The following is a 25,148-nucleotide window of genomic DNA, read 5'->3' as shown; positions in this document are numbered from 1 at the left end:
GGAGTCGCCGAAGAAGTCGTTTGGTAACCTAAGTATTGACGCGTTCTTGACGCTTCCTTTGCACTAATCCTTATGCCCTGTCGACTCGTACCGACCAAACAGGAGGAACGGGCCCATCGGACACGCAGACACCTTGATAGCCATGGGCGGCGCCTTTCTCGCCGCCGCCGTGCTCGCCCGCCTCGGCGGCCGCATCGGACTTCCCACCATTCCCCTCTTCATCCTGGCCGGGATACTGCTCGGCCCGCACACCCCCGGCGTGGTCCTGGTCTCCGACCCCCACGACCTGGAAATGCTCTCGGCGCTCGGCCTGGTCCTGCTGCTCTTCTACCTCGGCCTCGAGTTCCACATGGACGACCTCAAGACGGGCGGCCGCAAGATGGCCGTCGCGGGAGGCATCTACCTCGCTCTGAACGTCGGCGCCGGCCTGGGCTTCGGATTCGCGCTCGGCTGGGGCACCTCCGAGGCCCTGGTCCTCGCCGGAGTTCTCGGCATCTCGTCCTCCGCGATCGTCACGAAGGTCCTCGTGGACACCGGCAGGCTCGGCAACCCCGAGACCAAGCCGATCCTCGGCATCATCGTCGTCGAGGACATCTTCCTCGCGCTCTACCTGGCGGCGCTGCAACCGATCCTGTCCGGCGCCGACAGCCTCTCCGCCGCCGTGCTGGACGGCGGCAAGGCCTTCGGGTTCCTGCTCCTGCTCGCCCTCGCGGCGCGCTTCGGCACCACCGTCATCGGGCGGCTCTTCGACACCAAGGACGACGAGCTGCTCGTCATCTCCTTCCTCGGCGTCGCGGTCTTCGTCGCCGGTGTCTCCGAGTGGTTCGGCGTCGCCGACGCGATCGGCGCCTTCATGGTCGGCCTGATGCTCGGCAGCACGGCGTCCGGCGACCGCATCCGCACCCTGGTGCACCCGCTGCGGGACGCCTTCGGTGCGATCTTCTTCTTCGCCTTCGGCCTCTCCATCGACCCCGGCGACCTGCCGGTCGTCCTGTGGCCGGTGCTCGCGGCGGTCGCGCTGACGCTGCTGATGAACGTCCTCGCGGGCCTCGGGGCGGCGCGCGTCTACGGCTTCGGCGCGGGCCCCGCGGCGAACATCTCCACCACGCTGCTCGCCCGCGGCGAGTTCGCCCTGATCCTCGCCACGATGGCGGCGGGCGCGGGCCTGGACTCGCGCCTCTCCCCCTTCATCGCGGGGTACGTCCTGCTCCTCGCCGTCCTCGGCCCGCTGGCCGCGGGCAGGTCGGCCTGGCTGGCGCGGATCCTGCCCGGCGGCCGTGACCTCGCGGTGGCGGCGGGCCCGGGTCCCTCGGATCCGGCGGTGAAGAGCGAGAGCGAACGGGCCTCGGCGAACAGCGTGCCGTAGGCGGCTCGTCCCGGAGACGGCGGTGCGGAGCGCGGGCAGCGATGGCCCGCGCTCCGTCGCGTCCGGGGCCGGTCACTGCCGGGCTCGGCCACTTCGGGGCCCGCTCACTGCCGGGCCCGCTCACGCCTCCCGGCAGATCAGCAGCAGCGCCCTGTCGTCGTTGACGTCCTTCGCGACCGCCTCGATCAGGTGCCAGGCGGCGCCGTGGAAGCCCCCGGCCACGTACCGGTCGGCCTCCCCCGTCAGCCGGTCCATGCCCTCGGCGATGTCGCGGTCGGAGGTCTCCACCAGGCCGTCCGTGAAGAGCATCAGGACGTCGCCGGGGCGCAGCATGCCCTTGACCGGGTCGAACTGGGCGCCGTCGTAGACGCCGAGCAGCGGGCCCTGGCCCGCCTTCTCCTCCCAGCGGCCGCTGCCCGCGCTGAGCTGGAGACCCGGCGGGTGGCCCGCGGAGAAGAGTTCGTAGTCGCCGGTCTCCAGGTCGAGGACCAGGTGGATGGAGGTCGCGAAGCCCTCGTCCCAGTCCTGACGGAGCAGATAGCCGTTGGCGGCGGGCAGGAAGGAGTGCGGGGGCAGCGAGCCGAGCAGGCCGCCGAAGGCGCCGGACAGGAGCAGGGCGCGCGACCCGGCGTCCATGCCCTTGCCGGAGACGTCGGTGAGGACGACCTCCAGGGTGCGGCCGCCGTTGGTGCGGGCCGCGACCACGAAGTCGCCGGAGAAGGACTGGCCGCCGGCCGGGCGCAGCGCCATCTCGCGGTGCCAGCCGCGCGGCAGCTTCGGCAGCTTGCTCTGGACGCGGATGCGTTCGCGCAGGTCGAAGAGCATGGTGCCGCCGCCGCGCCAGGGCACGCCGACCCGGCTGCGGAACTGGGCGATGACCAGGCCGAAGAAGCCGCAGGCGGCGACCACGAGGACCACGCCGGGGGTGACCCTGGAGGGGCCCTCCGTGTACGGGCCGAGCTTCACCGACTCCACGATCAGGGCGACCGCGGAGGCCGCGTACAGGCCGAGCAGGCTGGCGGGGCGGAGCAGCAGGCCGCCCGCGACGATCGGCAGGACGAGCGCGGCGGGCGAGAACCACACGTTGTTGACGATCGTGCAGCACGTGATCAGCGGGACGGTCAGGAGCAGCCCGGCGAGGGCGATCCAGTCGGAGCCGTCGCCGCGGAAGTAGTCGACCCCGGATTTGCGCAGGCCGATGCGGGCCCGGTGCAGCCGCTTCTTCATCCGGGCCGTGAACGTCTCGGCTTCCGCACGACGCTCGCGTCGTCCGCGCCCCTGCTCTCCTACTCCCATTGCTCGTGGACCCTATCCAGCGGGCCGGGCACTTCGCACGGGAGGTCCCACTTGTCCCCCGTCAGAGGCATGCCGGAAACCACCGCGGACACGACTTTCGGACTGCGGAAATCCGGTCGCACCGGCGCGTACCGCACTGGTAGGGATGGCATATGACGACAGACGTGCGGGTGCTCGACGAAGCCGACTGGGACGCGTGGTACGGGGCGCTGGACGTCGCGTTCGGCGGCGTCGCGGAGTCGCCCCAGGAACAGCGGCTGTGGCGCGCGCTGGTCGAGTTCGACCGCTCGTTCGGCGTATGGGACGGGGCGTCGTGCGTGGGGACCGCGGGTGCGTTCAGCTTCCGGCTCTCCGTGCCGGGCGGCGCGCTGGTGGGCGCGGCGGGCGTGACCATGATCAGCGTCGCGGCCACGCACCGGCGGCGCGGCCTCCTCACCTCGATGATGCGCAAGCAGCTGGACGACGTGCGCGCGGGCGGCGAGCCGCTGGCCGTGCTCACGGCTTCGGAGCCCGCGATCTACGGCCGGTTCGGGTACGGGGCGGCCAGCCAGCAGATGAAGGCCACCATCGACACGGACCGGGTGCGGCTCGCCGTCCCGGCGGGGGCGGACGGCGTACGCCTCCGGTACGCGAAGCCCGCCGATGTCCACGAGGCCTGCGAGGCCCTGTACGCGCGCCGGGTCGGTGAGCGTCCCGGCCTGCTGGCCAGGAACCCCGGCTGGGAGCGGCTCGGGCTGCTCGACCCGCCGTCCGACCGCGGTGGCGCGTCGCCGCTGCAGTGCGTGGTCGCGGAGCGGGACGGGGAGCTCGTCGGGTACGTGCGGTTCTCCGTGAAGCCCGCGTGGGAGTGGCAGGGCCCCAAGAGCACGGTGCAGCTGCGCGATCTGGAGGCCGTCGAGCCCGGGGCGTACGCGGTGCTGTGGCAGTTCCTCTTCGACATCGACCTCACGTCGTCGGTCGTCGCGCGCAGCCGCCCGGTGGACGACCCGCTGCTCCAGCTCGTCTCGGACGTGCGCCGCTGCGACCTCGCGGTGCGGGACTCGCTGTACGTACGGCTCGTGGAGCTCGGCGCCGCCCTTGAGGCGCGCACCTACCAGACGCCCGTCGACGTGGTGTTCGAGGTGACGGACGCCTTCTGTCCCTGGAACGAGGGACGTTGGCGCCTCACGGGTGACACCAAGGGCGCGTCGTGCGAGCGCACCAGGGACCCGGCCGATCTCGCCCTCTCCGTACGGGAGTTGGGCGCGGCCTACCTGGGCGGCACCTCCCTGACGTCCCTGGCGGGCGCGGGCCGGGTGCGGGAGTTGCGCGGCGGCGCGTTGGCGGAGGCGTCGCTGGCCTTCGGCTCGGGGGCGGCGCCGTGGCTGCCGCACAACTTCTAGCGTGATCTAGCCGGGGGCTTCGGACGGGGGCTTTGGCCGCGGGTGCGTCGTGGCTGGTCGCGCAGTTCCCCGCGCCCCTGTGGGGCGCCACCCTGACAGGTCGGGCACCAGAAGAGGTTGCGGGCGGCGAGGTCGGCGGTGCGGATCTCGCCGCCGCAGATGTGGCAGGGCAGGTTCGCCCTGCGGTAGACGTACACCTCGCCGCCGTGGTCGTCCACGCGCGGCGGGCGGCCCATCTCCTCGGGGGTGTGCTCGGGCCTGACGGTGTCGATGCGGTTGAGCCGGACGCCCTCGCGCATCAGCTCCACGAGGTCCTGCCAGATCGCCGCCCACTGGCGCTCGGTGAGGTCCTTGCCCGGGGTGTAGGGGTCGATGCCGTGCCGGAAGAGGACCTCGGCGCGGTAGACGTTGCCGACGCCCGCGATGACCTTCTGGTCCATGAGCAGGGCGGCGACGGTCGTACGGCTGCGGGAGATCCGCCGGTAGGCCCTGTCCGGGTCGTCCCCGTCGCGCAGCGGGTCGGGGCCGAGCCTGTCGTGTATCGCCTGCTTCTCGTCGTCCGTGATGAGGGCGCAGGTGGTCGGGCCGCGCAGGTCGGAGTAGTACGCGTCGTTGAGCAGCCGGAGGCGGACGGTGTCCGTGGGGGGCGGGGCGGGCATCTCGCCGACGGCGTACTTGCCGAAGAGGCCGAGGTGGATGTGGACCCAGTCCGTGTCCCCCTCGCCGAAGCCGAGGAAGAGGTGCTTGCCGTGGGCCTCGGCGGTCGCCAGCAGCCTGCCGTCGATCAGCGCGGCGCTGTCGGAGAACTTGCCCTGCGGGCTGCGCACGGTGGCCTCGCGGCCCCCGAAGCGCGCCAGGTGGTCCTGGGCCAGTCGGTGAATCGTGTGGCCTTCCGGCACGGGGTCCCTCCGGGGGTGAGCTCGGTGAAAACTCGCCTCAAGGGCTCGTCCTCAAACGCCGGACGGGCTGAAACGGCCTGCCGAATCAGCCCCTCCGGCGATTGAGGAGCAGGGTCCGGGGCGGAGCCCCGTGGGGTGGGCTACGGCTGGCGTGGGCTACTGCTGGGGGTGGTGCGCGGGGATCGCGGGCAGCTCGCCCGTGTTCTCGTACGCCGACAGCATCTCGATGCGGCGAGTGTGCCGCTCCTCGCCGGAGTACGGCGTGTTCAGGAAGATCTCGACGAACTTGGTCGCCTCGTCCTGGGTGTGCATCCGGCCGCCGATGGAGACCACGTTGGCGTCGTTGTGCTCACGGCCGAGCGCCGCGGTCTGCTCGCTCCAGGCCAGCGCCGCGCGGACGCCCTTGACCTTGTTCGCGGCGATCTGCTCGCCGTTGCCCGAGCCGCCGATGACGATGCCGAGGGCCTCCGGGTCCGCGGCGGTCCGCTCCGCGGCGCGCAGGCAGAACGGCGGGTAGTCGTCCTGGGCGTCATAGATGTGGGGCCCGCAGTCGACGGGCTCGTGGCCGTGGCTCTTGAGCCATTCGACCAGGTGGTTCTTGAGTTCGTAGCCGGCATGATCCGAGCCGAGGTACACGCGCATGGGACCGAGTGTGGCATGTCGTGGAGGGGGTAGCCGCGACCGGGCAGGACCTTGATCTTGCCGAGACGCCTCGGGCAGGGACCTTGGTCCAGGCCATTGGACCGAATACAACGATCCGGATTCAGGACTTCCGTCCCGTTCACCCCTGAGTTTGAATGCGGGGGCTCGAGACCCGAGAACTTAAGGATTCGTCAATGACCTCGCAACCCTCCCTTGCGAAGGCAGACAGCGACCCGGCATCCCCTGGGGATCCGCAGTCTGGCCACAACGGTGACAACGGTGACGGCCTGCAAGCGGGTCTCAAGAACCGGCACCTCTCCATGATCGCCATCGGCGGTGTGATCGGCGCCGGACTCTTCGTCGGGTCCAGCTCCGGCATCGCCGCCGCGGGGCCCGCGATCCTCATCTCGTACGCCCTCGTCGGCACGATGGTCGTGCTCGTCATGCGGATGCTCGGCGAGATGGCCGCCGCACGGCCGACCTCCGGCTCCTTCTCCACCTACGCCGACCAGGCGCTCGGCCGCTGGGCCGGCTTCTCCATCGGCTGGCTCTACTGGTTCTTCTGGGTCGTCGTGCTCGCGGTGGAGGCCACCGCGGGTGCCGTCATCCTCAACGGCTGGATACCCGCCGTCCCGCAGTGGGGCTGGGCGCTGATCGTGATGGTCGTCCTCACCGCCACCAACCTGGTGTCCGTGGGCTCCTACGGCGAGTTCGAGTTCTGGTTCGCCGGCATCAAGGTCGTCGCCATCGGCGGCTTCGTGATCGTCGGCCTGCTCGCCGTCTTCGGCGTGCTGCCCGGATCCGACAACCCCGGCGCCGGATTCGCGCACCTCACCGACGCGGGCGGCTTCATGCCCAAGGGCGCGGGCGCCATCCTCACCGGTGTCCTGATGGTCGTCTTCTCCTTCATGGGCTCCGAGATCGTCACGCTGGCCGCCGGTGAGTCCGAGGACCCGCAGCGCGCCGTCACCAAGGCGACCAACAGCGTGATCTGGCGCATCGGCGTCTTCTACCTGGGCTCGATCTTCGTCGTCATCACGCTGCTGCCGTGGAACGACAAGTCGATCGTCAAGGAGGGCAGTTACGTCGCCGCGCTGAACTCGATCGGCATCCCGCACGCCGGTCAGGTCATGAACGTCATCGTCCTCACCGCCGTGCTCTCCTGCCTCAACTCCGGGCTCTACACCGCCTCCCGCATGGCCTTCTCGCTCGGCCGGCGCGGTGACGCGCCCAAGGCCTTCGCCCGCACCAACGCCCGCGGCGTGCCGCAGGCCGCGATCCTCGGCTCCGTCGTCTTCGGTTTCGTCGCCGTCTGGTTCAACTACCAGTGGAAGGACACCGTCTTCGACTTCCTGCTCAACTCCTCGGGCGCGGTGGCCCTGTTCGTCTGGCTGATGATCTCGTTCACGCAGCTGCGGATGCGCGGGATCATCCTGCGCGAGGAGCCCGAGAAGCTCGTCGTGAAGATGTGGCTCTTCCCGTATCTGACGTGGGTCACGATCGCGATGATCTCGTTCGTGCTCGTCTACATGCTCACCGACGACGCCGGGCGCAAGCAGGTGCTCCTCTCGCTCCTCGCGGCCGCGTTCGTGGTCGTGTTCTCGCTGGTCCGCGAGAAGGTCAGGCCCCGGGACGAGGTCCAGGAGCCGGCCAAGGACCAGGTCCAGGGATAGGTACGGAGACAGGACCGGTTCGTCCGACGACGCCCCCGCGGAGCATTCCGCGGGGGCGTCGTCGTGTCCGGACACGGGCGCCGGAAAAGTTGACGGCGGGTGTCAGGTTATTGCGGGATGCTGCGCCCATGACAGGCACCGCAGCTCAACGGAGGCATCCCGTGGACTTCACCGCACAGCGACTCGTGTTCCGGCCCGGCGACACCGGGTACGACGAGGAACTCGCCGGGTTCCAGACCGGTTTCGCGACGCGGCCCGCGCTCGTGTTCGGCGCCGAGCACACCGACGACGTCGTCGCCGCCGTGTCGTACGCGGCCGCGCACGCCCTGCCCGTCGGCGTCCAGGCCACCGGGCACGGTGTGCCCGCGGCCTCGGAGGGCGGCGTCCTGGTCAGCACGCGGCGGATGGACTCCGTGCGCGTCGACGCGGCGGCGCGGACCGTCACCGTCGGGGCGGGCGCCCGCTGGGGGCAGGTCGCCGAGGCGGCCGCGCCGCACGGGCTCGCCCCGCTGAACGGCTCGGCGCCGAGCGTGGGCGTCGTGTCGTACACGCTGGGCGGCGGGCTCGGCATCCTCGGCAGGGAGTTCGGCTACGCGGCCGACCACGTCCGCTCGCTCCACGTCGTCACCGCGGACGGCACACCGCGGCACGTCACCGCGGACAGCGCGCCCGAGCTGTTCTGGGGGCTCCTCGGCGGCGGCGCGAACCTCGGTGTGGTCACGGATCTTGAGATCGACCTGGTGCCGGTGGCCAGGCTGTACGGCGGCGCGATCGCCTTCGACGGGGCCGCCGTCGACCCCGCCGCCCTGCTGCGCGGCTACGAGGCGTGGACGCGGACCGTGCCCGACGCGCTGACCTCGTCGCTGGCCGCCGTCGTCTACCCGGACATCCCGCAGCTCCCGCCCCATCTGCGCGGCCGCTACCTCGTCTCGGTGCGGGTCGCCTTCACCGGCACCGAGGCCGAGGGCGAGCGGCTGGTGGCACCGCTGCGGCAGCTGGGGCCCGCGGTCTCGGACACGCTGCGGGAGATGCCGTACGCCGAGAGCCCCACCATCCACAGCGACCCGGACTTCCCGCACGCCTACTACGGGGACAACGTGGTCCTGAGCGGTCTGGACGTCGCGGCGGCCGGTGAACTCCTCGCCCTGACCGGGCCGGACGCGGCCTCGATGCACGTCGTCCAGATCAACCACCTGGGCGGGGCGCTCGCGAAGCCCGCGGAGAACGCGGTGCCCTTCCGCGACGCGGGCTGGCTGATCCGGATCCTGTCGCCGCTGGACGGCACGGACGTCGAGTCCGCGCGGGCCGTGCACGCTCAGGCGTTCGGGCTCGTGGCGCACGACGCCCTCGGGCGCTCGCTCAACTTCGCCTTCGGCGGGGGCGACAGGCCCGAGGGGCTCTACGACCCGGAGACGCGGAAGAGGCTCGCCGAGTTGAAGGCCACGTACGACCCGGCGAACCTCTTCAGGCGGAACTACGACGTGCGCGCTAGCGGTTGAGGAACTTCCACGCCGTGGGCAGCGCGCCCATCGCGAGGGCGGCCTTCAGGGCGTCGCCGATCAGGAAGGGCGTGAGCCCGGCGGCGACGGCCTGGGTCAGCGACATGCCGGTGGCGGCCGCCAGGTAGGGGACGCCGACCGCGTAGATGATCGCGGAGCCGAGGACCATCGTGCCCGCCGTGCGCAGCACGGAGCGGTCGCCGCCGCGGCGGGCGAGGGCGCCGACCACGGTGGCGGCGAGCAGCATGCCGAGCACGTAGCCGAGGGACGGCGCGGCGACACCGGAGCCCGCCTCGGCGAACCACGGCATGCCCGCCATGCCCACGAGGGCGTACAGCGCGAGCGACAGGAAGCCCTTGCGGGCGCCGAGCGAGGTGCCGACGAGCAGCGCGGCGAAGGTCTGCCCGGTCACCGGCACCGGGGAGCCCGGCACGGGCACCGCGATCTGGGCGGCGACCCCGGTGAGCGCGGCGCCGCCGAGCACGAGGGCGGCGTCCTTCACGCGGGACGACGGGAGCAGGTCGGCGAGGACCTGGCCGGGGCGGGCGGTGGCGGCGGCGATGCTCATCGGGACTCCGCTGGGAGGAGGGCAGGTTGGGACCTGCCGACGCTATCCCAGGCGGACGCGGCGCGACACGGTCTCCGGCCGACAACCCCGGGGCGGGGGCTTGGTGGGCTCCGTACAAAGGAGGTCCTGTACACCTCGCCGGGCGTGATGCTCGTCACTGAGGTCGGCGGGCAGGTGCCCCGTTTTGCGCGAAGGGCGGCCGCCCGGGGAGACTGTAGGTTCCCGCCAAAGCTTCGCCGGAGCTTTGCTGATCTTGAGAGCGGCACTGAGCACCATGCACGAACCCGGAACCGTCGCGGCCGCCACGGCCACGCCCCTCGGGGAGGAGAACGAACCGCTCGCCGGCGGCCTCAAGCAGCGCCACCTGACCATGCTCGGCCTCGGCGGTGTCATCGGCGCCGGGCTCTTCGTCGGCTCCGGCGCGGGCATCGCGGTCGCGGGGCCCGGCATCGTCGTGTCGTATCTGATCGCGGGCGCGCTCGCGATGTGCGTGATGCGGATGCTCGGCGAGATGTCCGCGGCGATGCCCGCGTCCGGTTCCTTCTCGGTGCACGCGGAGCGCGCGCTCGGCCGCTGGGCCGGGTTCAGCGTCGGCTGGCTCTACTGGTTCCTGCTGGTGGTCGTGCTCGCCGTGGAGGCGACGGGCGCCGCGCAGATCGCCAACGGGTGGGCGCCCGGCGTCCCGCAGTGGGCCTGGGTGCTGATCTTCATGCTGGTCTTCACCGGCGCCAACCTGGCCGCGGTGAAGAACTTCGGCGAGTTCGAGTTCTGGTTCGCGACCCTGAAGGTCTTCGCGATCATCGCGTTCCTGGTGCTCGGCCTGCTCGCGGTCTTCGGCGTGCTGCCCGACACCGACCCCGTGGGCCTCACGAACCTCACCGGGCAGGGCGGCTTCCTGCCGCACGGCTGGTCGGGCGTGATCTCCGGGGTGCTCGCCGTCGTCTTCGCCTTCGGCGGCCTGGAGGTCGTCACGATCGCGGCCGCCGAGTCCGACGACCCGGTGCGCTCGGTGGCCCGCGCGGTGCGCAGCGCCGTCTACCGCATCCTCTTCTTCTACGTCGGGTCGATGCTGATCATCGTGACGGTGCTGCCCTGGACCGCGCAGAAGGCGGGGATCAGTCCGTACGTGACGGTGCTCGACTCGATCGGGGTGCCCTCGGCCGGGACGATCATGAACATCGTGGTGTTCGTGGCGCTGCTCTCGGCGCTCAACGCCAACCTCTACGGCTCCTCGCGGATGATCTTCTCGCTCGCCGAGCGCGGCGAGGCCCCCCGGTCCCTGCTGAAGGTGTCGGGCGGCGGGGTGCCGCGCCGCGCGGTGCTCGCCTCGGTGGCCTTCGGCTTCGTGTCGGTCGTGCTCAATCTGAAGTGGCCCGACTCCGTCTTCCTCTACATGCTCAACGCGGTCGGCGCGGTGCTCCTGTTCGTCTGGGCGCTGATCGCGGTCTCCCAGCTGCGCCTGCGGCGGCGCATCGAGCGCGAGGCGCCGGAGCGGCTGGTGCTGCGGATGTGGGCGTTCCCGTATCTGACGTGGGCGGCGCTGGTGGCGATGGCCGTCGTGCTCGGCCTGATGGTGACGGACGACGGGGCGCGGCCGCAGCTGCTCTGGTCGGCGGGGGCGACGGGGCTCGTGCTCGCGATCGCCGGGGTGCGGGAGTGGCGCCAGAGGCGTGTGTGAACAGCACGTGAACGTGACGTGCCCATTGCTTCACAACGTGTGAGCGTCGTGTCCGTATAGCGGTCAGCTGTTCCCTGTCAGCGGTACCGGACTTCAGACTGTGGGCCGCTCGCTCCCCCGTCTCGGCTACTGAACAGGGCACGCCCATGTCTCGGACGTCCACCCCCCAGGACGCAGCACCCGACCCAGCACCCGACGCAGCACCCAAGGCCGACTCCCCGCTGGTGCACGGCCTCAAGCAGCGGCATCTCTCCATGATCGCCCTCGGCGGCGTGATCGGGGCGGGGCTCTTCGTCGGCTCCGGCGCGGGCATCGCCGCCGCGGGACCCTCGATCGTCCTCGCGTACGCGATATCCGGCGCGCTCGTCATGCTCGTGATGCGCATGCTGGGCGAGATGTCGGCCGCGAACCCGGCGTCCGGATCCTTCTCCGTGCACGCCGAGCGGGCCATCGGCCCCTGGGCGGGCTTCACCGCGGGCTGGGGCTTCTGGTTCCTGCTCTGCGTCGCCGTCGGCCTGGAGGGCATCGGCGCCGCGAAGATCATGGTGGGCTGGTTCCCCGACAGCCCCGAGTGGGCCTGGGTCGCCCTCTTCATGCTGGTGTTCTGCGGCGCCAACCTGACGGCCGTGAAGAACTTCGGCGAGTTCGAGTTCTGGTTCGCCGCGCTCAAGGTCGGCGCCATCACGCTCTTCCTCGGCATCGGCGTCCTGGCGATCCTCGGCATCCTGCCCGGCTCCGACGCGTCCGCGCCCGGCACCGACAACCTCACCGGCGTCGGCGGCTTCATGCCGAACGGCACCGACGGACTCATCATCGGCCTCCTCGCCTCGGTCTTCGCGTACGGCGGTCTGGAGACCGTCACGATCGCCGCCGCCGAGTCCGAGAACCCGGTCAAGTCGGTCGCCAAGGCCGTGCGCACCGCGATGTGGCGCATCGCCCTCTTCTACGTGGGCTCGATGCTGGTCGTCGTCACGCTGCTGCCCTGGGACGACAAGGAGGTCGTGGCCAAGGGCCCGTACGTCGCCACGCTCGACCACCTGGGCATCCCCGGGGCCGGTCAGATCATGAACGTCATCGTCCTGATCGCCCTGCTCTCCGCGATGAACGCCAACATCTACGGCGCCTCGCGGATGTCGTACTCGCTGATCCACCGCGGCATGGGCCCCAAGGCGCTCGGCAAGGTCTCGGGCGGCGTGCCGCGCTTCGCGGTGCTCGCCTCCTCGGTCTTCGGCTTCGTCTGCGTGCTGCTCAGCTACTGGCGCCCGGACGACGTCTTCCCCTGGCTGCTCAACATGATCGGCGCGATGATCCTGGTCGTCTGGATCTTCATCGCCGCGTCGCAGCTGATCCTGCGCCGCAGGACGGAGCGCGAGGAGCCGGAGAAGCTGGTCATCAAGATGTGGGCGTTCCCCTTCCTGACCTGGGTGGCGCTGGCCGCGATGGCGTACGTGTTCTATCTGATGACGGAGCAGCCCGACACCCGCAAGCAGCTGCTCGCCACGGGCACGCTGACGCTGGTGCTCGCGGTGATCGGCATCGTGCGGCAGAAGCTGGCGGAGAAGCGGGCGGCGGCGTAGCACCCGCCCCGACCGAGCTGGAGGAGCCCCGGACCAACTGGTCCGGGGCTCCTCGTATTCCCGTGCGGACCTAGGACGAAGGGCTGATCAACTTCGCGCACCTCCTGCTGCTAGCCTGCACTTGCGAATGAGTTGCAATAACTTGGGCAACGCAGCGCACTACAGCAGAGCAGCAGTCGGAGGGCTCGGATCATGGCCATTTACACGCTTCCTGAACTTCCGTACGACTACGCGGCGCTCGAACCGGTCATCAACCCGCAGATCATCGAGCTGCACCACGACAAGCACCACGCGGCGTACGTGAAGGGCGCGAACGACACCCTTGAGCAGCTGGAGGAGGCGCGCGACAAGGAAACGTGGGGCGCCATCAACGGCCTGGAGAAGAACCTGGCCTTCCACCTCTCCGGTCACATCCTGCACAGCATTTACTGGCACAACATGAACAGCCCGAAGGACGGTGGCGGCGGCGAGCCGCTGGCGGCCGACGGCGTCGGCGAGCTCGCGGACGCGATCACCGAGTCCTTCGGCTCCTTCGCCAAGTTCAAGGCCCAGCTGACCAAGGCGTCGGCGACCACGCAGGGCTCCGGCTGGGGCGTGCTCGCCTACGAGCCGCTCAGCGGCCGCCTCATCGTCGAGCAGGTCTACGACCACCAGGGCAACATCGGCCAGGGCTCGACGCCGGTCCTGGTCTTCGACGCCTGGGAGCACGCCTTCTACCTGCAGTACAAGAACCAGAAGGTCGACTTCATCGAGGCCATGTGGCAGGTCGTCAACTGGCAGGACGTGGCCAAGCGTTACGCCGCCGCCAAGGAGCGGGTCAACAGCCTGCTGCTCGCCCCGTGAGCCACGGCTGTCGTCCGCTCCCCCGGTGACAGCCGCATGAACGCCCCGCCTCGTGATCGTCTTCTCAACCTTCGCTGAGGCAGGCGGATAGAGGAAAGGCCCCCGTGAGGACATGACTCACGGGGGCCTTTCGGTATGCGCGGTTCCGGGGGACGGTGGCGCCATGTCTGACCCCTCGAAGCGCTGCCTCAACTGTGACGACAGCTTTCAGAGCTTCCTGAAGCCCAAAGACGGCGCACTGGACTTCGTCGTCGCCCGGGTGGGAAGCGCGGACTCCGGCAAGTACTGGCGGTGCGGCCACCCGGGCTGCCGGCGCGTCCAGAACTACTTCGACTACAGGGACGGGTTCGACCTTCCGCCGTACCTGTGAGCCTGTGGGCCCGGCTCAGTCGAAGATCGGGCCCTGCGTGCGCGTCCGCTTGATCTCGTAGAAGCCCGGGGTCGATGCCACCAGGAGCGTGCCGTCCCAGAGCCTCGCCGCGGCCTCGCCCTTGGGGGCCGGGGTGACGACCGGGCCGAAGAAGGCGACCTGCTCGCCGTCGGCGCCGGGCACGGCGATGACGGGCGTGCCGACGTCCTGGCCGACCTTGTCGATGCCCTCCTTGTGGGAGGCGCGCAGCTCGGCGTCGTAGGTGTCCTTGCGCGCGTACTCGATGAGGTCGGCGGGCAGCCCCACCTCTTCGAGGGCGCCGGCGATGCTCTCGTCGCTCACGCCCTGGCCGCGGTTGTGGATGCGGGTGCCGAGCGCGGTGTAGAGGGCGCCGGTGATCTCTTCCCCGTGCAGCTGCTGCGCGGCGATGACGACCCGGACCGGGCCCCAGGACTTGCCGCCGGGGAGCATGTTCTCGCGGTACGCCTCGGGAAGCTCGTCGAGCTTGTCCTCGTTCAGCACGCCGAGGCTCATCACGTGCCAGCGGACCTCCACGTCACGGACCTTCTCCACCTCGAGCATCCAGCGCGAGGTCATCCAGGCCCAGGGGCACAGCGGGTCGAACCAGAAGTCGACGGGGGTCTTGCTGCCGTTCTCGGACATGTCTCTCCCTAGGGAATCCGTTCGCATCTGGCCGGGGAAACGTCAGTGGCACACCGGGGCATTCCCGGATGCCGGCCGCGGACGGCACATGCGAGGATCGTAGACATTCGTACGAGTCATGCGAGTCACAAGGGAGTGCCGCCCGTGCCCGGTGAGAATCTGTCCCGCGACGAGGCCCACGAGAGGGCCGCGCTGCTCTCCGTCGACGGTTACGAGGTCTTCCTCGACCTGCGGTCGGCGGTCGGCGAGAGCGGTCAGGAGCCGCGCACCTTCCGGTCCGTCACCACGATCCGCTTCCGCTCCGCCGAGCCGGGCGCCGCGACCTTCGCGGACCTGATCGCCCCCGGCGTCACCGCGGTCTCGCTCAACGGCAAGGACCTGGACCCCGCCGAGGTCTTCGACGGCACCAGGATCACGCTGGAGGACCTGGCCGAGGAGAACGAGCTGGTGGTGGACGCCCAGTGCGCCTACAGCCGCACCGGCGAGGGCATGCACCGCTTCGTCGACCCGGAGGACGGCGAGGTCTACCTCTACACGCAGTACGAGCCCGCCGACTCGCGCCGCGTCTTCGCCAACTTCGAGCAGCCCGACCTGAAGGCGCCCTACCGCTTCTCGGTGCGGGCCCCCGAGGGCTGGACCGCGTGGTCCAACGGCGTGGGTGAACTGAGCGACGGCGTCTGGAAGTTCGCCGAGACCAAGCCCATCTCGACGTACATCACGGCGATCGTGGCCGGCCCCTACCACTACGTGAGCGACTCCTACGAGCGCGTCCTGGACGACGGCACGCGCCTGGAGATCCCGCTCGGCGCGATGTGCCGCAAGGGCCTCGCCCCGCACTTCGACGCCGACGACGTCTTCCTGGTCACCAAGCAGGGCTTGGACTTCTTCCACGACAACTTCGACTACCCGTACCCCTTCGGGAAGTACGACCAGGCGTTCGTGCCGGAGTACAACCTCGGCGCGATGGAGAACCCGGGCCTGGTGACCTTCCGCGAGGAGTTCATCTTCCGCGGCAAGGTGACCACCGCGTCCTACGAGCGCCGGGCCAACGTGATCCTGCACGAGATGGCCCACATGTGGTTCGGCGACCTCGTCACCATGCGCTGGTGGGACGACCTGTGGCTCAAGGAGTCCTTCGCCGACTTCATGGGCTCCTTCTCGATGGTCGAGGCGACCCGCTTCACCAACGGCTGGATCACCTTCGCCAACAACCGCAAGGCGTGGGCCTACCGCGCCGACCAGCTGCCCTCCACGCATCCGGTCACGGCCGACATCCGCGACCTGGAGGACGCCAAGCTCAACTTCGACGGGATCACGTACGCGAAGGGGGCGAGCGTGCTCAAGCAGCTCGTCGCCTACGTGGGGCGTGACGCGTTCCTCGAAGGCGCCCGGCGCTACTTCAAGCGGCACGCGTACGGGAACACCGTCCTCGGCGACCTGCTCTCCGTCCTGGAGGAGACCTCCGGGCGCGACATGGCCTCCTGGTCCCGGTCCTGGCTCCAGACGGCGGGCGTCAACTCCCTGACCCCGCAGGTCATCCTGAACGCGGAGGGCCGGATCACCGAGCTCTCCGTGCTCCAGGAGGCCGCCGAGTCGCACCCCGAACTGCGCCCGCACCGGGTCGCGGTGGGCCTCTACCGCCGCGCCGCCGGCGGCGACCTGGAGCGCTACGCGCGCGCGGAGGTCGACGTCGAGGGCCCGCGCACGGTGGTGGGCGAGCTGGCCGGTGCCGAGGCTCCCGAGCTCGTCCTGGTCAACGACGACGACCTGACGTACTGCAAGATCCGCTTCGACGAGACCTCGCTCGCCACGCTGCGCGAGCACCTGGGCGACATCACCGACCCGCTGGCCCGCGCGCTGTGCTGGTCCGCGCTGTGGAGCCTCACCCGCGACGGGCTCATGCCCACGCGGGACTTCGTCGCCCTCGTGCTGCGCTTCGCCGGGCGCGAGAGCGACATCGGCGTCCTGCAGATGCTGCACACGTGGACGGGCTCCGCCCTCACCCACTACGCGGCGCCCGAGTGGCGCGAGGAGGGCGGGCGCGCGCTCGCCGAGGGCGCGCTGCGCGAGCTGCGGATCGCCGAGCCCGGCAGCCAGCACCAGCTCACCTGGGCGCGGTTCTTCGCCACGGTGGCGTCCTCCGATGCCGATCTCCAGCTGCTCCAGGGCCTGTTGGACAGCACCGCCAAGATCGACGGCCTGGACGTCGACCAGGAGCTGCGCTGGGCGTTCCTGAGCCCGCTGGCCGCGCGGGGCGCCGCCGACGAGCAGGTCATCGCCGCCGAACTGGCCCGTGACGACACGGCGTCGGGCAAGCGGCACCAGGTGCGGTGCCTGGCCGCGCGGCCCTCCGCCGCGGTCAAGGCGCAGGCGTGGGCGTCCGTCGTCGAGTCGGACCAGCTCTCCAACGCGCTGGTCGAGGCGACGATCGCCGGTTTCGCGCGGCCCTCGCAGCGGGAGCTCGTGGCGCCCTACGTGTCCAAGTACTTCGACGCCATCGAGCGGGTCTGGTCCGAGCGGTCCATCCAGATCGGCATGGACGTGGTGCGGGGCCTCTTCCCGCACCTGATCACCGACGAGACGACACTCTCGGCGACGGACGCATGGCTCACCACCCACGAGAACGCGGCCCCCGCCCTGCGCCGCCTCGTCCTGGAGTCCCGCGACGACCTGGCGCGGGCGCTGCGGGCGCAGTCCTGCGATGGCGCTGCCGCTTAGCCTGAGCGGATCTCGGGCGGGCCCGGCTGACCGCCGGCGCCCGCCCGGCACCCCCGGGCCTTCGCCCGACCCGGTTGGCCCGGGTGGGCCTTCGTGTGGGTCGAGGTCGAGGGCCTCTTTCCGCGTTCCGCGTTCCGCTTTCCGCGGGAGAGGGCGCTCGCCGTCTTTCACCGTCCCTTGCGCTGCGCGTCTACCCCATCCGCACCGCCGTCCGGACCAGCCCCGCGCTCCGCGCGGATATCGCCCACCCGCCCACCCGATTCTCCGCGCCGGAGCGTCGCTGAAGGGCCGACTCCTACGTCCGCGCTTCGGCGCGAGGTAATCGGGCGGGCGGGGGCAATCCGCGCGAAGCGCGGCGCTGGCCGGGACTGCAAGGGGGCACCGGCAAGCCCCGCCCCTACACCCGCCTCCCAGTGCGGGGTAATCGGGCGGGCGGGTGGGAGTGATCCGCGCGAAGCGCGGGACTGACCCGGACCGCAAGGGGGAAGCCGGCAAGCCTCGCCCCTACACCCGCCTTTCGGTGCGGGGTAAACGGGTGGGCGGGCGGGAGTGATCCGCGCGAAGCGCGGGACTGACCCGGACCGCGAGGGGGAAGCCGGGGAGCCCCGCCCCTACACCCGCCTCCCAGTGCGGGGTAATCGGGCGGGCGGGTGGGGTGATCCGCGCGAAGCGCGGGGTGGTAGGGGCGCCCGGGTGGCGGGGGCGGCAGCCGCGTGGGGTTCGGGGCGGGTGGGATGGGCCCGGACCGTGGGGAGTTGCGCGGGGGCCCTACCCCTCGGCGGGAGCCATGGATCATCGGCTGTCGAACGTCCGTGCTTTAGGGCGAGCTTGTCCGGGTTTGTCGACGGGCGTGTAACAGCGGTTAGCGGGGGGACCGGACGCGGGAACGACCGGGTCATGAACCACAACACCCCGCTGTCGCCCCTCCCCCTCCAGCACCTCGCCGAAGCCCCGCTCCGCGTCATGAGCACCGCCCAGCTCGGCGAGCACGGCGTCTCCGCCGCCGACGCCGGCGCCCACTGCCGGCCCGGCGGCCCCTGGCAGCAACTCCTGCCCGGCGTCTGCCTGTTGCACCCGGGCCCGCCGACCAGCGAGGAGCGGCTGCACGGCGCCCTGTTGTACGCGGGGCGCCCGCCGGTCCGCGCGGCCCGCGCCGTGCCCGCCCAGCCCGGCGCGGGCGAGCCGCACGCCGCGTACGCCGACGCGATGATCACGGGCCTCGCGGCACTCTCCCTGCACCGCTTCTCCTCCGCGCCCCCGCTGCTCTCCCTGGACCGCATCGACGTCCTCGTACCCCGCACCCGGCGACTGCGCTCGGTGGGTTTCACCCGGCTGGTGCGCAGCCACACGATGCCGACTCCCCAGCAGATCACGGGAGTTCCGGTCGCCCCCGTGCCGCGCGCCATCGCCGACGCGGTGGCCCAGCTCGCCGAGGCGGGCGCGGTGCGGCGGCTGCTGACCGAGGCGGTGCGCGGCGGGCACTGCGAACCGGCCGCGATCGTGCGGGAGTTGAACCACGCGCGGCTCCTGACCCGGCCCCACGTCGTGGACGCCGTCGACTCCCTGCTCGCCGAAGGACGTGCCATCGCCGAGGACCGGCTGTACCGAATGGTCGCCGAGTACGGACTCCCCGACCCGCTGTGGAACGTCGACCTGCGGCTGCCCGGCGGCCCGCACCTCGGCGGCGTGGACGCCTACTGGCCCGACCAGGCCGTCGCCGTGGAACTGGACACCCGCGCACCGCGCCAGGGCTTCCGGCAGGACGACGACGCGCTCTGGTCCGAGTACGCCCGTAAACGTGAGCATCTGGAGCGGCTCGGCATCACCGTCGTGCACGTCACGCCGAAGAAGCTGCGGGACTCCCTGGAGCAGCAGGCCGCCGTCGTGCGGACCGCGCTGATGGCGTCGACCGACCGGGACCCGGCGGCGTACGTGGTGGTGCTGCCGAGATAACGGGGGCGCGGTACGGCAGCGGTCGCAGGAGGGGAGTGAAGGGGCGGAACACCGTGTGGTCACGGGTTCCGCCCCTTCGCACGTCCACGCGCTCGTGCCGCCCCTTCGCACGTCCGCGCGCGCCGCGCCGCCCGACTGCCGATCGCGGCCGCTCGCCGCCTACTTGTCGCAGAACTCCGCCTCCAGGACCGGGTCGTGCTCCCCCGCCCAGTCACCGTTGAAGTTGTACGCCAGCGAGTGGCGGGCGTCCGGCGTGGTCACCGCGAAGTTCGACGAACCGTGGATGTCGCCGTCGTGGCCCCAGATCACCTGTCCACAGGACAGCTCGCGCCGCTCCAGGCCCAGGCCGTAGCCGGGCCCCAAGGGGTCGTCCTTGTCGACGGGGGTGGTGTGCTTCATCTCGGCGAGCTGCTTCTTGGGCAGCAACTCGCCGCCCAGCAGCGCCGCGTAGAAGGTGTTCAGGTCGGCGGCGTCGGAGATGACGGCACCCGCCGAGCCCGCCACGGACGGGTTGAGCTCGGTGAGGTCGTACGTCGGGTCCTGCGCCTCCCCGTGCAGCTTGGAGTACGCCTTGCTGTGCGGACCGGGCACCCGGGGGTCGGTCACGGGGACGCTGGTCGCCTCAAGACCCAGCGGTTCGATGATGCGCCGCTTGATCTCCTTGTCGAACGTCCGCCCGGTCACCTTCTTGATGATCATCCCGGCGAGCAGGTAGTTGGTGTTGTTGTACTGCCAGCCCTCGCCGGGCTCGAAGGCCGGCGCGTGCCCCATGGCGATCTTCACCAGCTGCTCGGGCGTCCAGGTGTCGTACCGGTGCTTGAGGAACTCCTTGGTGAACACCTTCCGCTGGAACTCCTCGTCGCGCGTCGCGTCGAAGATGCCGCTGGTGTGGTTGAGGAGCTGGCGGACGGTGATCCGGTCCCCGTCGTGCCCGTTGCCCTCGACGACGCCCGGCAGCCACGTGCCCACCGCGTCGTCCAGATCGATCCTGCCCTCGGCCTGGAACTGGAGCAGCACCGTCGCCACGAACGTCTTGGTGATGCTGCCGACCCGGAAGCGGTCGTCCTTGCCGCGCGGGATGCCCCGCTCCAGGTCACCGAGGCCCGAAGTGCCCTTCCAGGTCCCGTACTTGTCCCTCGCCTCCCCGGTGACGCCGGGCACGCCCTCCTTCACCGCCCCGTCGAACGCCCGCTGGGTGGCCGCGTGCCGGTGGTCGCCGTGCCCGGACCGCGGGGTCGCGGCCGACGCGGGGGCCGCGAGCGCGCCCGCCGCGAGCGTCACCGTCAGTGCCGCCGCGGCGCCCGTCAGGCGGCCTCTGCGCTGGGTCATGTGCTCTCCTCTGTTCTGTTCCCGTTGCCTTGCCGGTCGCGCCGACGGGTGCTGATGGGTGCCGAACGTGCCCGCGTCACCGCTCCTTCGGGCAGAACTCCGCCTTCACCGCGGGGCCGACGTCACCCGCCCAGTCGCCGTTGATGTTGAGCGCGAGCGAGTGCCGGCCGTCGGGGGTCGTCAGCGCCAGGGACGACGAGCCGTGGATGCCGCCCTCATGGCCCCAGACCGTCCCCTCGCAGGGCAGCTTCAGCCCGATGAGGCCGAGTCCGTAGCCGCCCTTGTCCTCGACGGGAACCGTCGTCTTCATCTCGGCGAGCTGCTTCTCCGGCAGCAGCCTGCCGCCGAGCAGCGCCGCGTAGAAGCGGTTCAGGTCCGCCGAGTCGGAGATCATCTCGCCCGCCGAGCCCGCGGCGGACGGATTGAGCTCGGTCACGTCGTGGACCTTGGCCTCGGGGTCGGCGGGGAGCTTGCCGTAGGCGCGGGAGCTGGGCTTCGGCACGGTGGGGCTGGTGCCGGGGACGGTGGTGGCGTTCAGGTGGAGCGGTGCGATCACGCGCCGCCTGATCTCGTCGCCGTAGCTGTTCCCCGTCACCTTCTTGATGATCATCCCCGCGAGGACGTAGTTGGTGTTGGAGTAACTCCAGTCCGTGCCGGGTTCGAAGGTCGGCTTGTGCCGCATGGCCAGTCTCACCAGCTGCCGGGGCGTCCAGGTGTCGTACCGGTGCTTGAAGAACCCCTTGCCGAACACCTTCCGTACGAACTCGTCGTCGTCCGTGTACTCGGCGATCCCGCTGGTGTGGTTGAGGAGCTGGCGGACGGTGATCCGGTCCCCGTCGTGCCCGTTGCCCTCGACGACGCCCGGCAGCCACGTGCCCACCGTGTCGTCCAGGTCGATCCTGCCCTCGGCCTCCAGTTGGAGCAGCACCGTCGCCACGAACGTCTTGGTGATGCTGCCGACCCGGAAGCGGTCGTGCTCGCCGCGCGGGGTGCCGCGCTTCAGATCCCCGAGGCCCGAGGCGGCGTTCCAGGGGCCGTGCTCGTCGCGCGCCTGGGCGGTCACCCCGGGCACGCCCTCCGCGACGATGCCGTCCAGCGCCCGCCGGGTCGCCTCGTGCCGGTCGGTCCCCGCGGCGGCGGACGCCGGTGCGGCGAGCGCTCCGGTCGTCAGCGCCAGCGCCGTGCTCAGCATCGCCGCCGTGCCCAGCACGCGGCCTCTCCGTACGGACATGTGGTGCCCCCTCCGGTGTCGATCGTGGTCGACAGGGGGGACTGGGCCGCCCGGTGCGGAGGTTGACAGGGGTACGCGGGTTGAGCGTGTCTCGGCCGATCCGCCGGCGCCTCGGCCGGAGCGGACGGATCAGCGCTTCTTGAGGATCAGTTCCGTGTTCCTGTCCCCGGCCTCGCCGCCCAGCGTGGGCTTCGCACCTGGGGCGTTGAAGGAGAGTTCGCGGTAGAGCGCGGCGAGGCCGGTCTGCGAGAGGTCGGCGAAGTCCGTGCGGTGCGGGGCGGCGGACTCGACGAGCGTGGTGAAGAGGGAGACCGTGCCGTCGTGGTTGTCGCTGATCTCCACCACCCGCGCGAGCTGCGGGAAGTCGATGTGGGAGGCCGTGGAGACCTCCCAGAAGGAGCCGTGCGGGGTCTGGTGCGGCGTGATGTCGTTCTTGTGACTGTGGCCGTTGACCCAGGCCAGAACTGATCGGTGGCGGCCCAGCAGCGCGAGGATCTCGTCGCCGCCGTGCCGGGCCTCGCCGGGCCGTGCGGGGTCGTGCCGGAGGTTCCGCATGGTCTTGCTGGTGTGGTGGCTGAGGACGATGACGTACGAGGGACCGCCGTCGCGCCGCTCGTTGGCGGCCAGTTCCCTTTCCAGCCAGCGCAGTTGGGAGGTGCCGAGCGAGCCCTCGTAGTGGCCGCCGGGGTCGGTGGTGTCCAGGCTGATGCCGAGCACGTCGTCGCTGATGCGGAAGGAGTAGTACTGGGTGGCGGACGCGAGGTTCTCCTGCGTGTAGCCGTGGCCGACGGGGCCCCGGCCCTTGTGGGCGGGGTCCAGGTGCGCCCGTATGTACTCGGCGGGGGTGAAGGGCGCCCGCGACTCGTCGGGCGTGACGTTCCGCATCCGCCGCGCCTCGCTCTTGAGCAGCTCCTTGAAGTGGTCGCCCTTGGGATCGCGGCCCTTCTTGACGGCCTTCCACAGGGCGGCGCCGCGCGACTCGTCCAGCGACATCAACTTCCGCCCGCCGACCGCGAATTCGGTGAAGTACGCGTCCTTGGGCGCCCAGCAGCCGCCGGGCAGCGCGTCGTGGTTGCCGACCGTGGAGTACCAGGGCAGCGCGAGGCCGGGGCTGTTGACCTCGCGGATCGCGGCGTCGAGGAAGCCGTGCAGCCGGGGGAAACCGAGCCGCTTGTCGGCGTCGCGCACGGCGTCGTCCGGGTGCCAGTAGAGCTTGAGCCCGCTGTCCTGGACGCCTTCGTAGCGGCGCGGGTCACCGGTGTTGGGGGTGATGCGGCCGCCGCTCATCACCTTGAGGAACCAGTCCAGTTCACCGCGGGAGTTGTTGTCGGTGTTGTCGCCGGTGGTGACGACGCAGTGCAGGGGCGCGCCGGTGGCGGGCGCGCCGCGCAGCGCGTTGACGCGCTCGACGAGGGAGACGGCGCCGGCCACCGAGAGGGACTCCTGCGGACGCCAGGCGCTCGCGGTCTGCGCGCGCAGATACTCGTAGCGCAGCGGGTGCTGGACGTCGACCAGGTGCAGATCGGTGAACTGGACGAACGCGGCGAGCGCGGTGCGCCGCCCCTCGCGCCCCGGCTTCGCGGCCGCCAGGTCGCCGCGGACCACGCGCCCCCAGGCGGGCCCGTCGCCGAGCCGCCGGTAGCCCGAGGTGCCGCGCGCGGCGGCCGCGGTGAGCAGGGTGGTGCCGCCCCGGTAGGGGGCGAGGGGCGCGGCGGGCGCCTGCCGGGAGCGCGGCACGGAGGCGTGCCCGGCGGGTGCGGCGTTGCCCGAGCCCGCGCCGGGGCCCAGCGCGTAGGCGATGCCGGCGGAGACGGTGACCGCCCCGGCGGCGGCCAGCAGGGCGCGGCGGTCGAGCCGCGCCGTGGCGCCGGTCACGGCGGCGTCGGTCGTCGTGGCGGCGGCACCTGATTCGACCGTGGCGGTGGCGGTGGCGACAGAGCGTGTGCGCGGCATGGCGCGGTCTCCCCAAGTGCGAACGCGTCGGCAGTGGTCGCGGGGGGCTCGGGCCCGGGTTCGGCCTGCGAACTCCCCGCTCGTACTGGATCGTTGGCAGCGGGGGTGACCTGCGCGTGAACGAGACCGCAACGCGTGACGCCGATCACCGTACGTGGATCAGCCGGCACCCTGCGCGGTCACGTGGCCCTCTCCGGCCGGAGAGGAGGCGGTCACTCCGTGTTCATCTTCCGGGGAAGGGAAGGCACATCGGGGGCTCAGCGCCCGTGGTCGTCGGCGTGGTCGCCGTGGCCGTCGGCGGGGCGGGCGCGCCACAGTTCGAGGCCGATGTCGACGAGTCCGACGCGGTCGAGGTCCGGCACGGACTCCATGGGGTGCCAGGCGGCGAGGTCCGTGGACCCTCCGGTCTCGTGGCGCAGTTCGCCGCCGGTGATCCGGCCCTCGTACACGATGCGCAGGCCGTGGAAGTCGGCGACGGCGCCGAGCCTGCGGGGGTAGCGGCGGCGCAGCGAGTCGATGCCGAGGAGGGTGACCGGCAGGACCATGTAGCCGGTCTCCTCGTCGACCTCGCGGATCACGGTGTCGTAGGGGTCCTCGCCGTGGTCCATGCCGCCGCCGGGCAGCGTCCACCGTTTGCTGCCGTCGCCCGCCACCCAGCGGGCCAGCAGCACGCGGCCGTCCCGTACGCATACGGCGTAGGCCGCCACCCGGAGCTCTTTCTGCACGAACTGACGCTAGGCGTTCCGCCGGGGTTTCGCTCCTGTTCCGCCCCGGCGGGGCGCTCCCCCGGAAGACGAGGTCTTCAACCGGTCACGTACTCTTGACCGGTTAGCACCCGAAGGGAGCCCCCATGGCCGCCACCGCCCCGTCCGACCCCCGCCCGCTCGTCGGCGAGCCGCTCTCCCTCGATCTGCTCAACACCGTCTGGACGCACGAAGGCGGCCGCCAGGACCTGCTCACGGACACCGAGGGGCTCGCGGTCTGGCTCGCGGCGAACGGGCTCGACGACCGTTTCGGCGCCGACGGGGCGACCCTGGAGCACCTCCTGAGCGCCCGCGCCGCGCTCGCCCGCGCCGTGGCGGCCCCCGGCGACCCGGCGGCCGCCGCCCGCGTCGACGAGGTCCTCGCGCACGGGCGCATCCGCGCCCGGCTCACCGGTGAAGGGCCCGGCGAGGAGCCCGAGTTCGCGGACCCGGCGTGGGGCGCGGCCTGGCTCGCGGCGCGCGACTATCTGCGGCTGCTCGCCACCGCGCCCGCCCGGATCCGCCGCTGCGCCCACGAGGCGTGCGTGCTGCACTTCTTCGACACCTCGCGCAACGGCACCCGGCGCTGGTGCTCGATGGCCGCCTGCGGCAACCGCGCGAAGGCCTCGCGACACTACGCGCGCTCGCGCGAGACGTGACAGGGCCGGAAACAGTTCCCTTCCCAAGTCCCCCTATACGCCGCCTTGTCCGTCATGGCGTATGGCGGAATTACGTCATGCCCCGATCACAGCTCGGACAACTCTC

The 25,148-nt window shown here is 71.3% G+C and carries 20 protein-coding genes; 11 read left to right on the top strand and 9 right to left on the bottom strand.

Translation table 11 applies throughout. From position 1 onward, the window contains the following. Nucleotides 1–142 precede the first annotated feature (142 nt). The gene (locus ACIO9J_RS16505; RefSeq protein ID WP_401999037.1) at nucleotides 143–1,366 is read left to right on the top strand and encodes a cation:proton antiporter; all 1,224 of its coding nucleotides are present in this window, start codon (nucleotides 143–145) and stop codon (nucleotides 1,364–1,366) included. Nucleotides 1,367–1,486: 120 nt separating this feature from the next. Here ACIO9J_RS16505 and ACIO9J_RS16500 read toward each other — a convergent pair whose 3' ends face one another. Continuing rightward, nucleotides 1,487–2,662, bottom strand: a complete 1,176-nt coding sequence (locus tag ACIO9J_RS16500; RefSeq protein ID WP_401999034.1) for a PP2C family protein-serine/threonine phosphatase — start codon at nucleotides 2,660–2,662, stop codon at nucleotides 1,487–1,489. Nucleotides 2,663–2,814: 152 nt separating this feature from the next. On the opposite strand from ACIO9J_RS16500, the gene ACIO9J_RS16495 reads away from it, so the two are divergent. Next, nucleotides 2,815–4,044, top strand: a complete 1,230-nt coding sequence (locus ACIO9J_RS16495; protein WP_401999031.1) for a GNAT family N-acetyltransferase — start codon at nucleotides 2,815–2,817, stop codon at nucleotides 4,042–4,044. Here the strand turns inward: ACIO9J_RS16495 and ACIO9J_RS16490 are convergent. Further along, nucleotides 4,041–4,943 carry an Fpg/Nei family DNA glycosylase gene (locus ACIO9J_RS16490; protein WP_401999028.1) on the bottom strand — a complete coding sequence of 301 codons (903 nt, stop codon included), beginning with the start codon at nucleotides 4,941–4,943 and terminating at the stop codon, nucleotides 4,041–4,043. The genes ACIO9J_RS16495 and ACIO9J_RS16490 overlap by 4 nt on opposite strands. A 156-nt stretch (nucleotides 4,944–5,099) precedes the next feature. Next, the gene (locus tag ACIO9J_RS16485; RefSeq protein ID WP_401999025.1) at nucleotides 5,100–5,585 is read right to left on the bottom strand and encodes a ribose-5-phosphate isomerase; all 486 of its coding nucleotides are present in this window, start codon (nucleotides 5,583–5,585) and stop codon (nucleotides 5,100–5,102) included. Nucleotides 5,586–5,779: 194 nt separating this feature from the next. Between ACIO9J_RS16485 and ACIO9J_RS16480 the strand changes: the two genes are divergently transcribed. Together ACIO9J_RS16480 and ACIO9J_RS16475 are read left to right on the top strand one after the other, a co-directional pair. Continuing rightward, on the top strand, nucleotides 5,780–7,258 hold the full coding sequence (locus tag ACIO9J_RS16480; protein ID WP_401999022.1) for an amino acid permease: 1,479 nt from the start codon (nucleotides 5,780–5,782) through the stop codon (nucleotides 7,256–7,258). Nucleotides 7,259–7,386: 128 nt separating this feature from the next. After that, nucleotides 7,387–8,757, top strand: coding sequence for an FAD-binding oxidoreductase (locus ACIO9J_RS16475; protein ID WP_401999019.1), 1,371 nt, complete (start codon nucleotides 7,387–7,389; stop codon nucleotides 8,755–8,757). On the opposite strand, the gene ACIO9J_RS16470 is transcribed toward ACIO9J_RS16475, so the two are convergent. Next, entirely contained in the window at nucleotides 8,747–9,325 is a 579-nt protein-coding gene (locus ACIO9J_RS16470) for a biotin transporter BioY (protein WP_401999016.1), read from the bottom strand. The genes ACIO9J_RS16475 and ACIO9J_RS16470 overlap by 11 nt on opposite strands. A gap of 274 nt (nucleotides 9,326–9,599) precedes the next feature. Here ACIO9J_RS16470 and ACIO9J_RS16465 point away from each other — a divergent pair, with 274 nt between their 5' ends. From ACIO9J_RS16465 to ACIO9J_RS16450, 4 genes are all read left to right on the top strand, one after another. Continuing rightward, nucleotides 9,600–11,003 carry an amino acid permease gene (locus ACIO9J_RS16465; RefSeq protein WP_401999014.1) on the top strand — a complete coding sequence of 468 codons (1,404 nt, stop codon included), beginning with the start codon at nucleotides 9,600–9,602 and terminating at the stop codon, nucleotides 11,001–11,003. Between the two features lie 146 nt (nucleotides 11,004–11,149). Further along, a complete protein-coding gene (locus ACIO9J_RS16460; protein WP_401999011.1) occupies nucleotides 11,150–12,580 on the top strand; it encodes an amino acid permease in 1,431 nt (476 codons plus the stop codon). Between the two features lie 192 nt (nucleotides 12,581–12,772). Then, entirely contained in the window at nucleotides 12,773–13,423 is a 651-nt protein-coding gene (locus tag ACIO9J_RS16455) for a superoxide dismutase (protein ID WP_401999008.1), read from the top strand. A gap of 163 nt (nucleotides 13,424–13,586) precedes the next feature. Then, nucleotides 13,587–13,793 (top strand): hypothetical protein, encoded by a 207-nt coding sequence (locus ACIO9J_RS16450; protein ID WP_401999005.1) that lies wholly within the window; start codon nucleotides 13,587–13,589, stop codon nucleotides 13,791–13,793. A gap of 15 nt (nucleotides 13,794–13,808) precedes the next feature. On the opposite strand, the gene ACIO9J_RS16445 is transcribed toward ACIO9J_RS16450, so the two are convergent. Next, nucleotides 13,809–14,456 (bottom strand): DsbA family protein, encoded by a 648-nt coding sequence (locus ACIO9J_RS16445; RefSeq protein WP_401999002.1) that lies wholly within the window; start codon nucleotides 14,454–14,456, stop codon nucleotides 13,809–13,811. 144 nt (nucleotides 14,457–14,600) lie between these two features. Between ACIO9J_RS16445 and pepN the strand changes: the two genes are divergently transcribed. Both pepN and ACIO9J_RS16435 read left to right on the top strand, forming a co-directional pair. After that, nucleotides 14,601–17,174 carry an aminopeptidase N gene (pepN, locus tag ACIO9J_RS16440; protein WP_401998999.1) on the top strand — a complete coding sequence of 858 codons (2,574 nt, stop codon included), beginning with the start codon at nucleotides 14,601–14,603 and terminating at the stop codon, nucleotides 17,172–17,174. Nucleotides 17,175–18,071: 897 nt separating this feature from the next. Further along, nucleotides 18,072–19,127 carry a hypothetical protein gene (locus tag ACIO9J_RS16435; RefSeq protein WP_401998996.1) on the top strand — a complete coding sequence of 352 codons (1,056 nt, stop codon included), beginning with the start codon at nucleotides 18,072–18,074 and terminating at the stop codon, nucleotides 19,125–19,127. Nucleotides 19,128–19,286: 159 nt separating this feature from the next. Here ACIO9J_RS16435 and ACIO9J_RS16430 read toward each other — a convergent pair whose 3' ends face one another. The 4 genes from ACIO9J_RS16430 to ACIO9J_RS16415 form a co-directional block, all read right to left on the bottom strand. Next, nucleotides 19,287–20,456 carry a serine hydrolase domain-containing protein gene (locus ACIO9J_RS16430; protein WP_401998993.1) on the bottom strand — a complete coding sequence of 390 codons (1,170 nt, stop codon included), beginning with the start codon at nucleotides 20,454–20,456 and terminating at the stop codon, nucleotides 19,287–19,289. Between the two features lie 76 nt (nucleotides 20,457–20,532). After that, the gene (locus ACIO9J_RS16425) at nucleotides 20,533–21,687 is read right to left on the bottom strand and encodes a serine hydrolase domain-containing protein (RefSeq protein ID WP_401998990.1); all 1,155 of its coding nucleotides are present in this window, start codon (nucleotides 21,685–21,687) and stop codon (nucleotides 20,533–20,535) included. Nucleotides 21,688–21,816: 129 nt separating this feature from the next. Then, nucleotides 21,817–23,640, bottom strand: coding sequence for a TIGR03767 family metallophosphoesterase (locus ACIO9J_RS16420; RefSeq protein WP_401998987.1), 1,824 nt, complete (start codon nucleotides 23,638–23,640; stop codon nucleotides 21,817–21,819). 257 nt (nucleotides 23,641–23,897) lie between these two features. Next, nucleotides 23,898–24,365 (bottom strand): NUDIX hydrolase, encoded by a 468-nt coding sequence (locus ACIO9J_RS16415; protein WP_401998985.1) that lies wholly within the window; start codon nucleotides 24,363–24,365, stop codon nucleotides 23,898–23,900. A gap of 125 nt (nucleotides 24,366–24,490) precedes the next feature. On the opposite strand from ACIO9J_RS16415, the gene ACIO9J_RS16410 reads away from it, so the two are divergent. Beyond that, nucleotides 24,491–25,042 carry a CGNR zinc finger domain-containing protein gene (locus ACIO9J_RS16410; protein ID WP_401998982.1) on the top strand — a complete coding sequence of 184 codons (552 nt, stop codon included), beginning with the start codon at nucleotides 24,491–24,493 and terminating at the stop codon, nucleotides 25,040–25,042. Nucleotides 25,043–25,148: the final 106 nt, after the last annotated feature.

This window comes from Streptomyces sp. NPDC087300 (assembly GCF_044744425.1).
In the GTDB taxonomy this organism is placed as follows: domain Bacteria; phylum Actinomycetota; class Actinomycetes; order Streptomycetales; family Streptomycetaceae; genus Streptomyces.
This window is presented reverse-complemented; position numbering and strand designations above follow the sequence as displayed.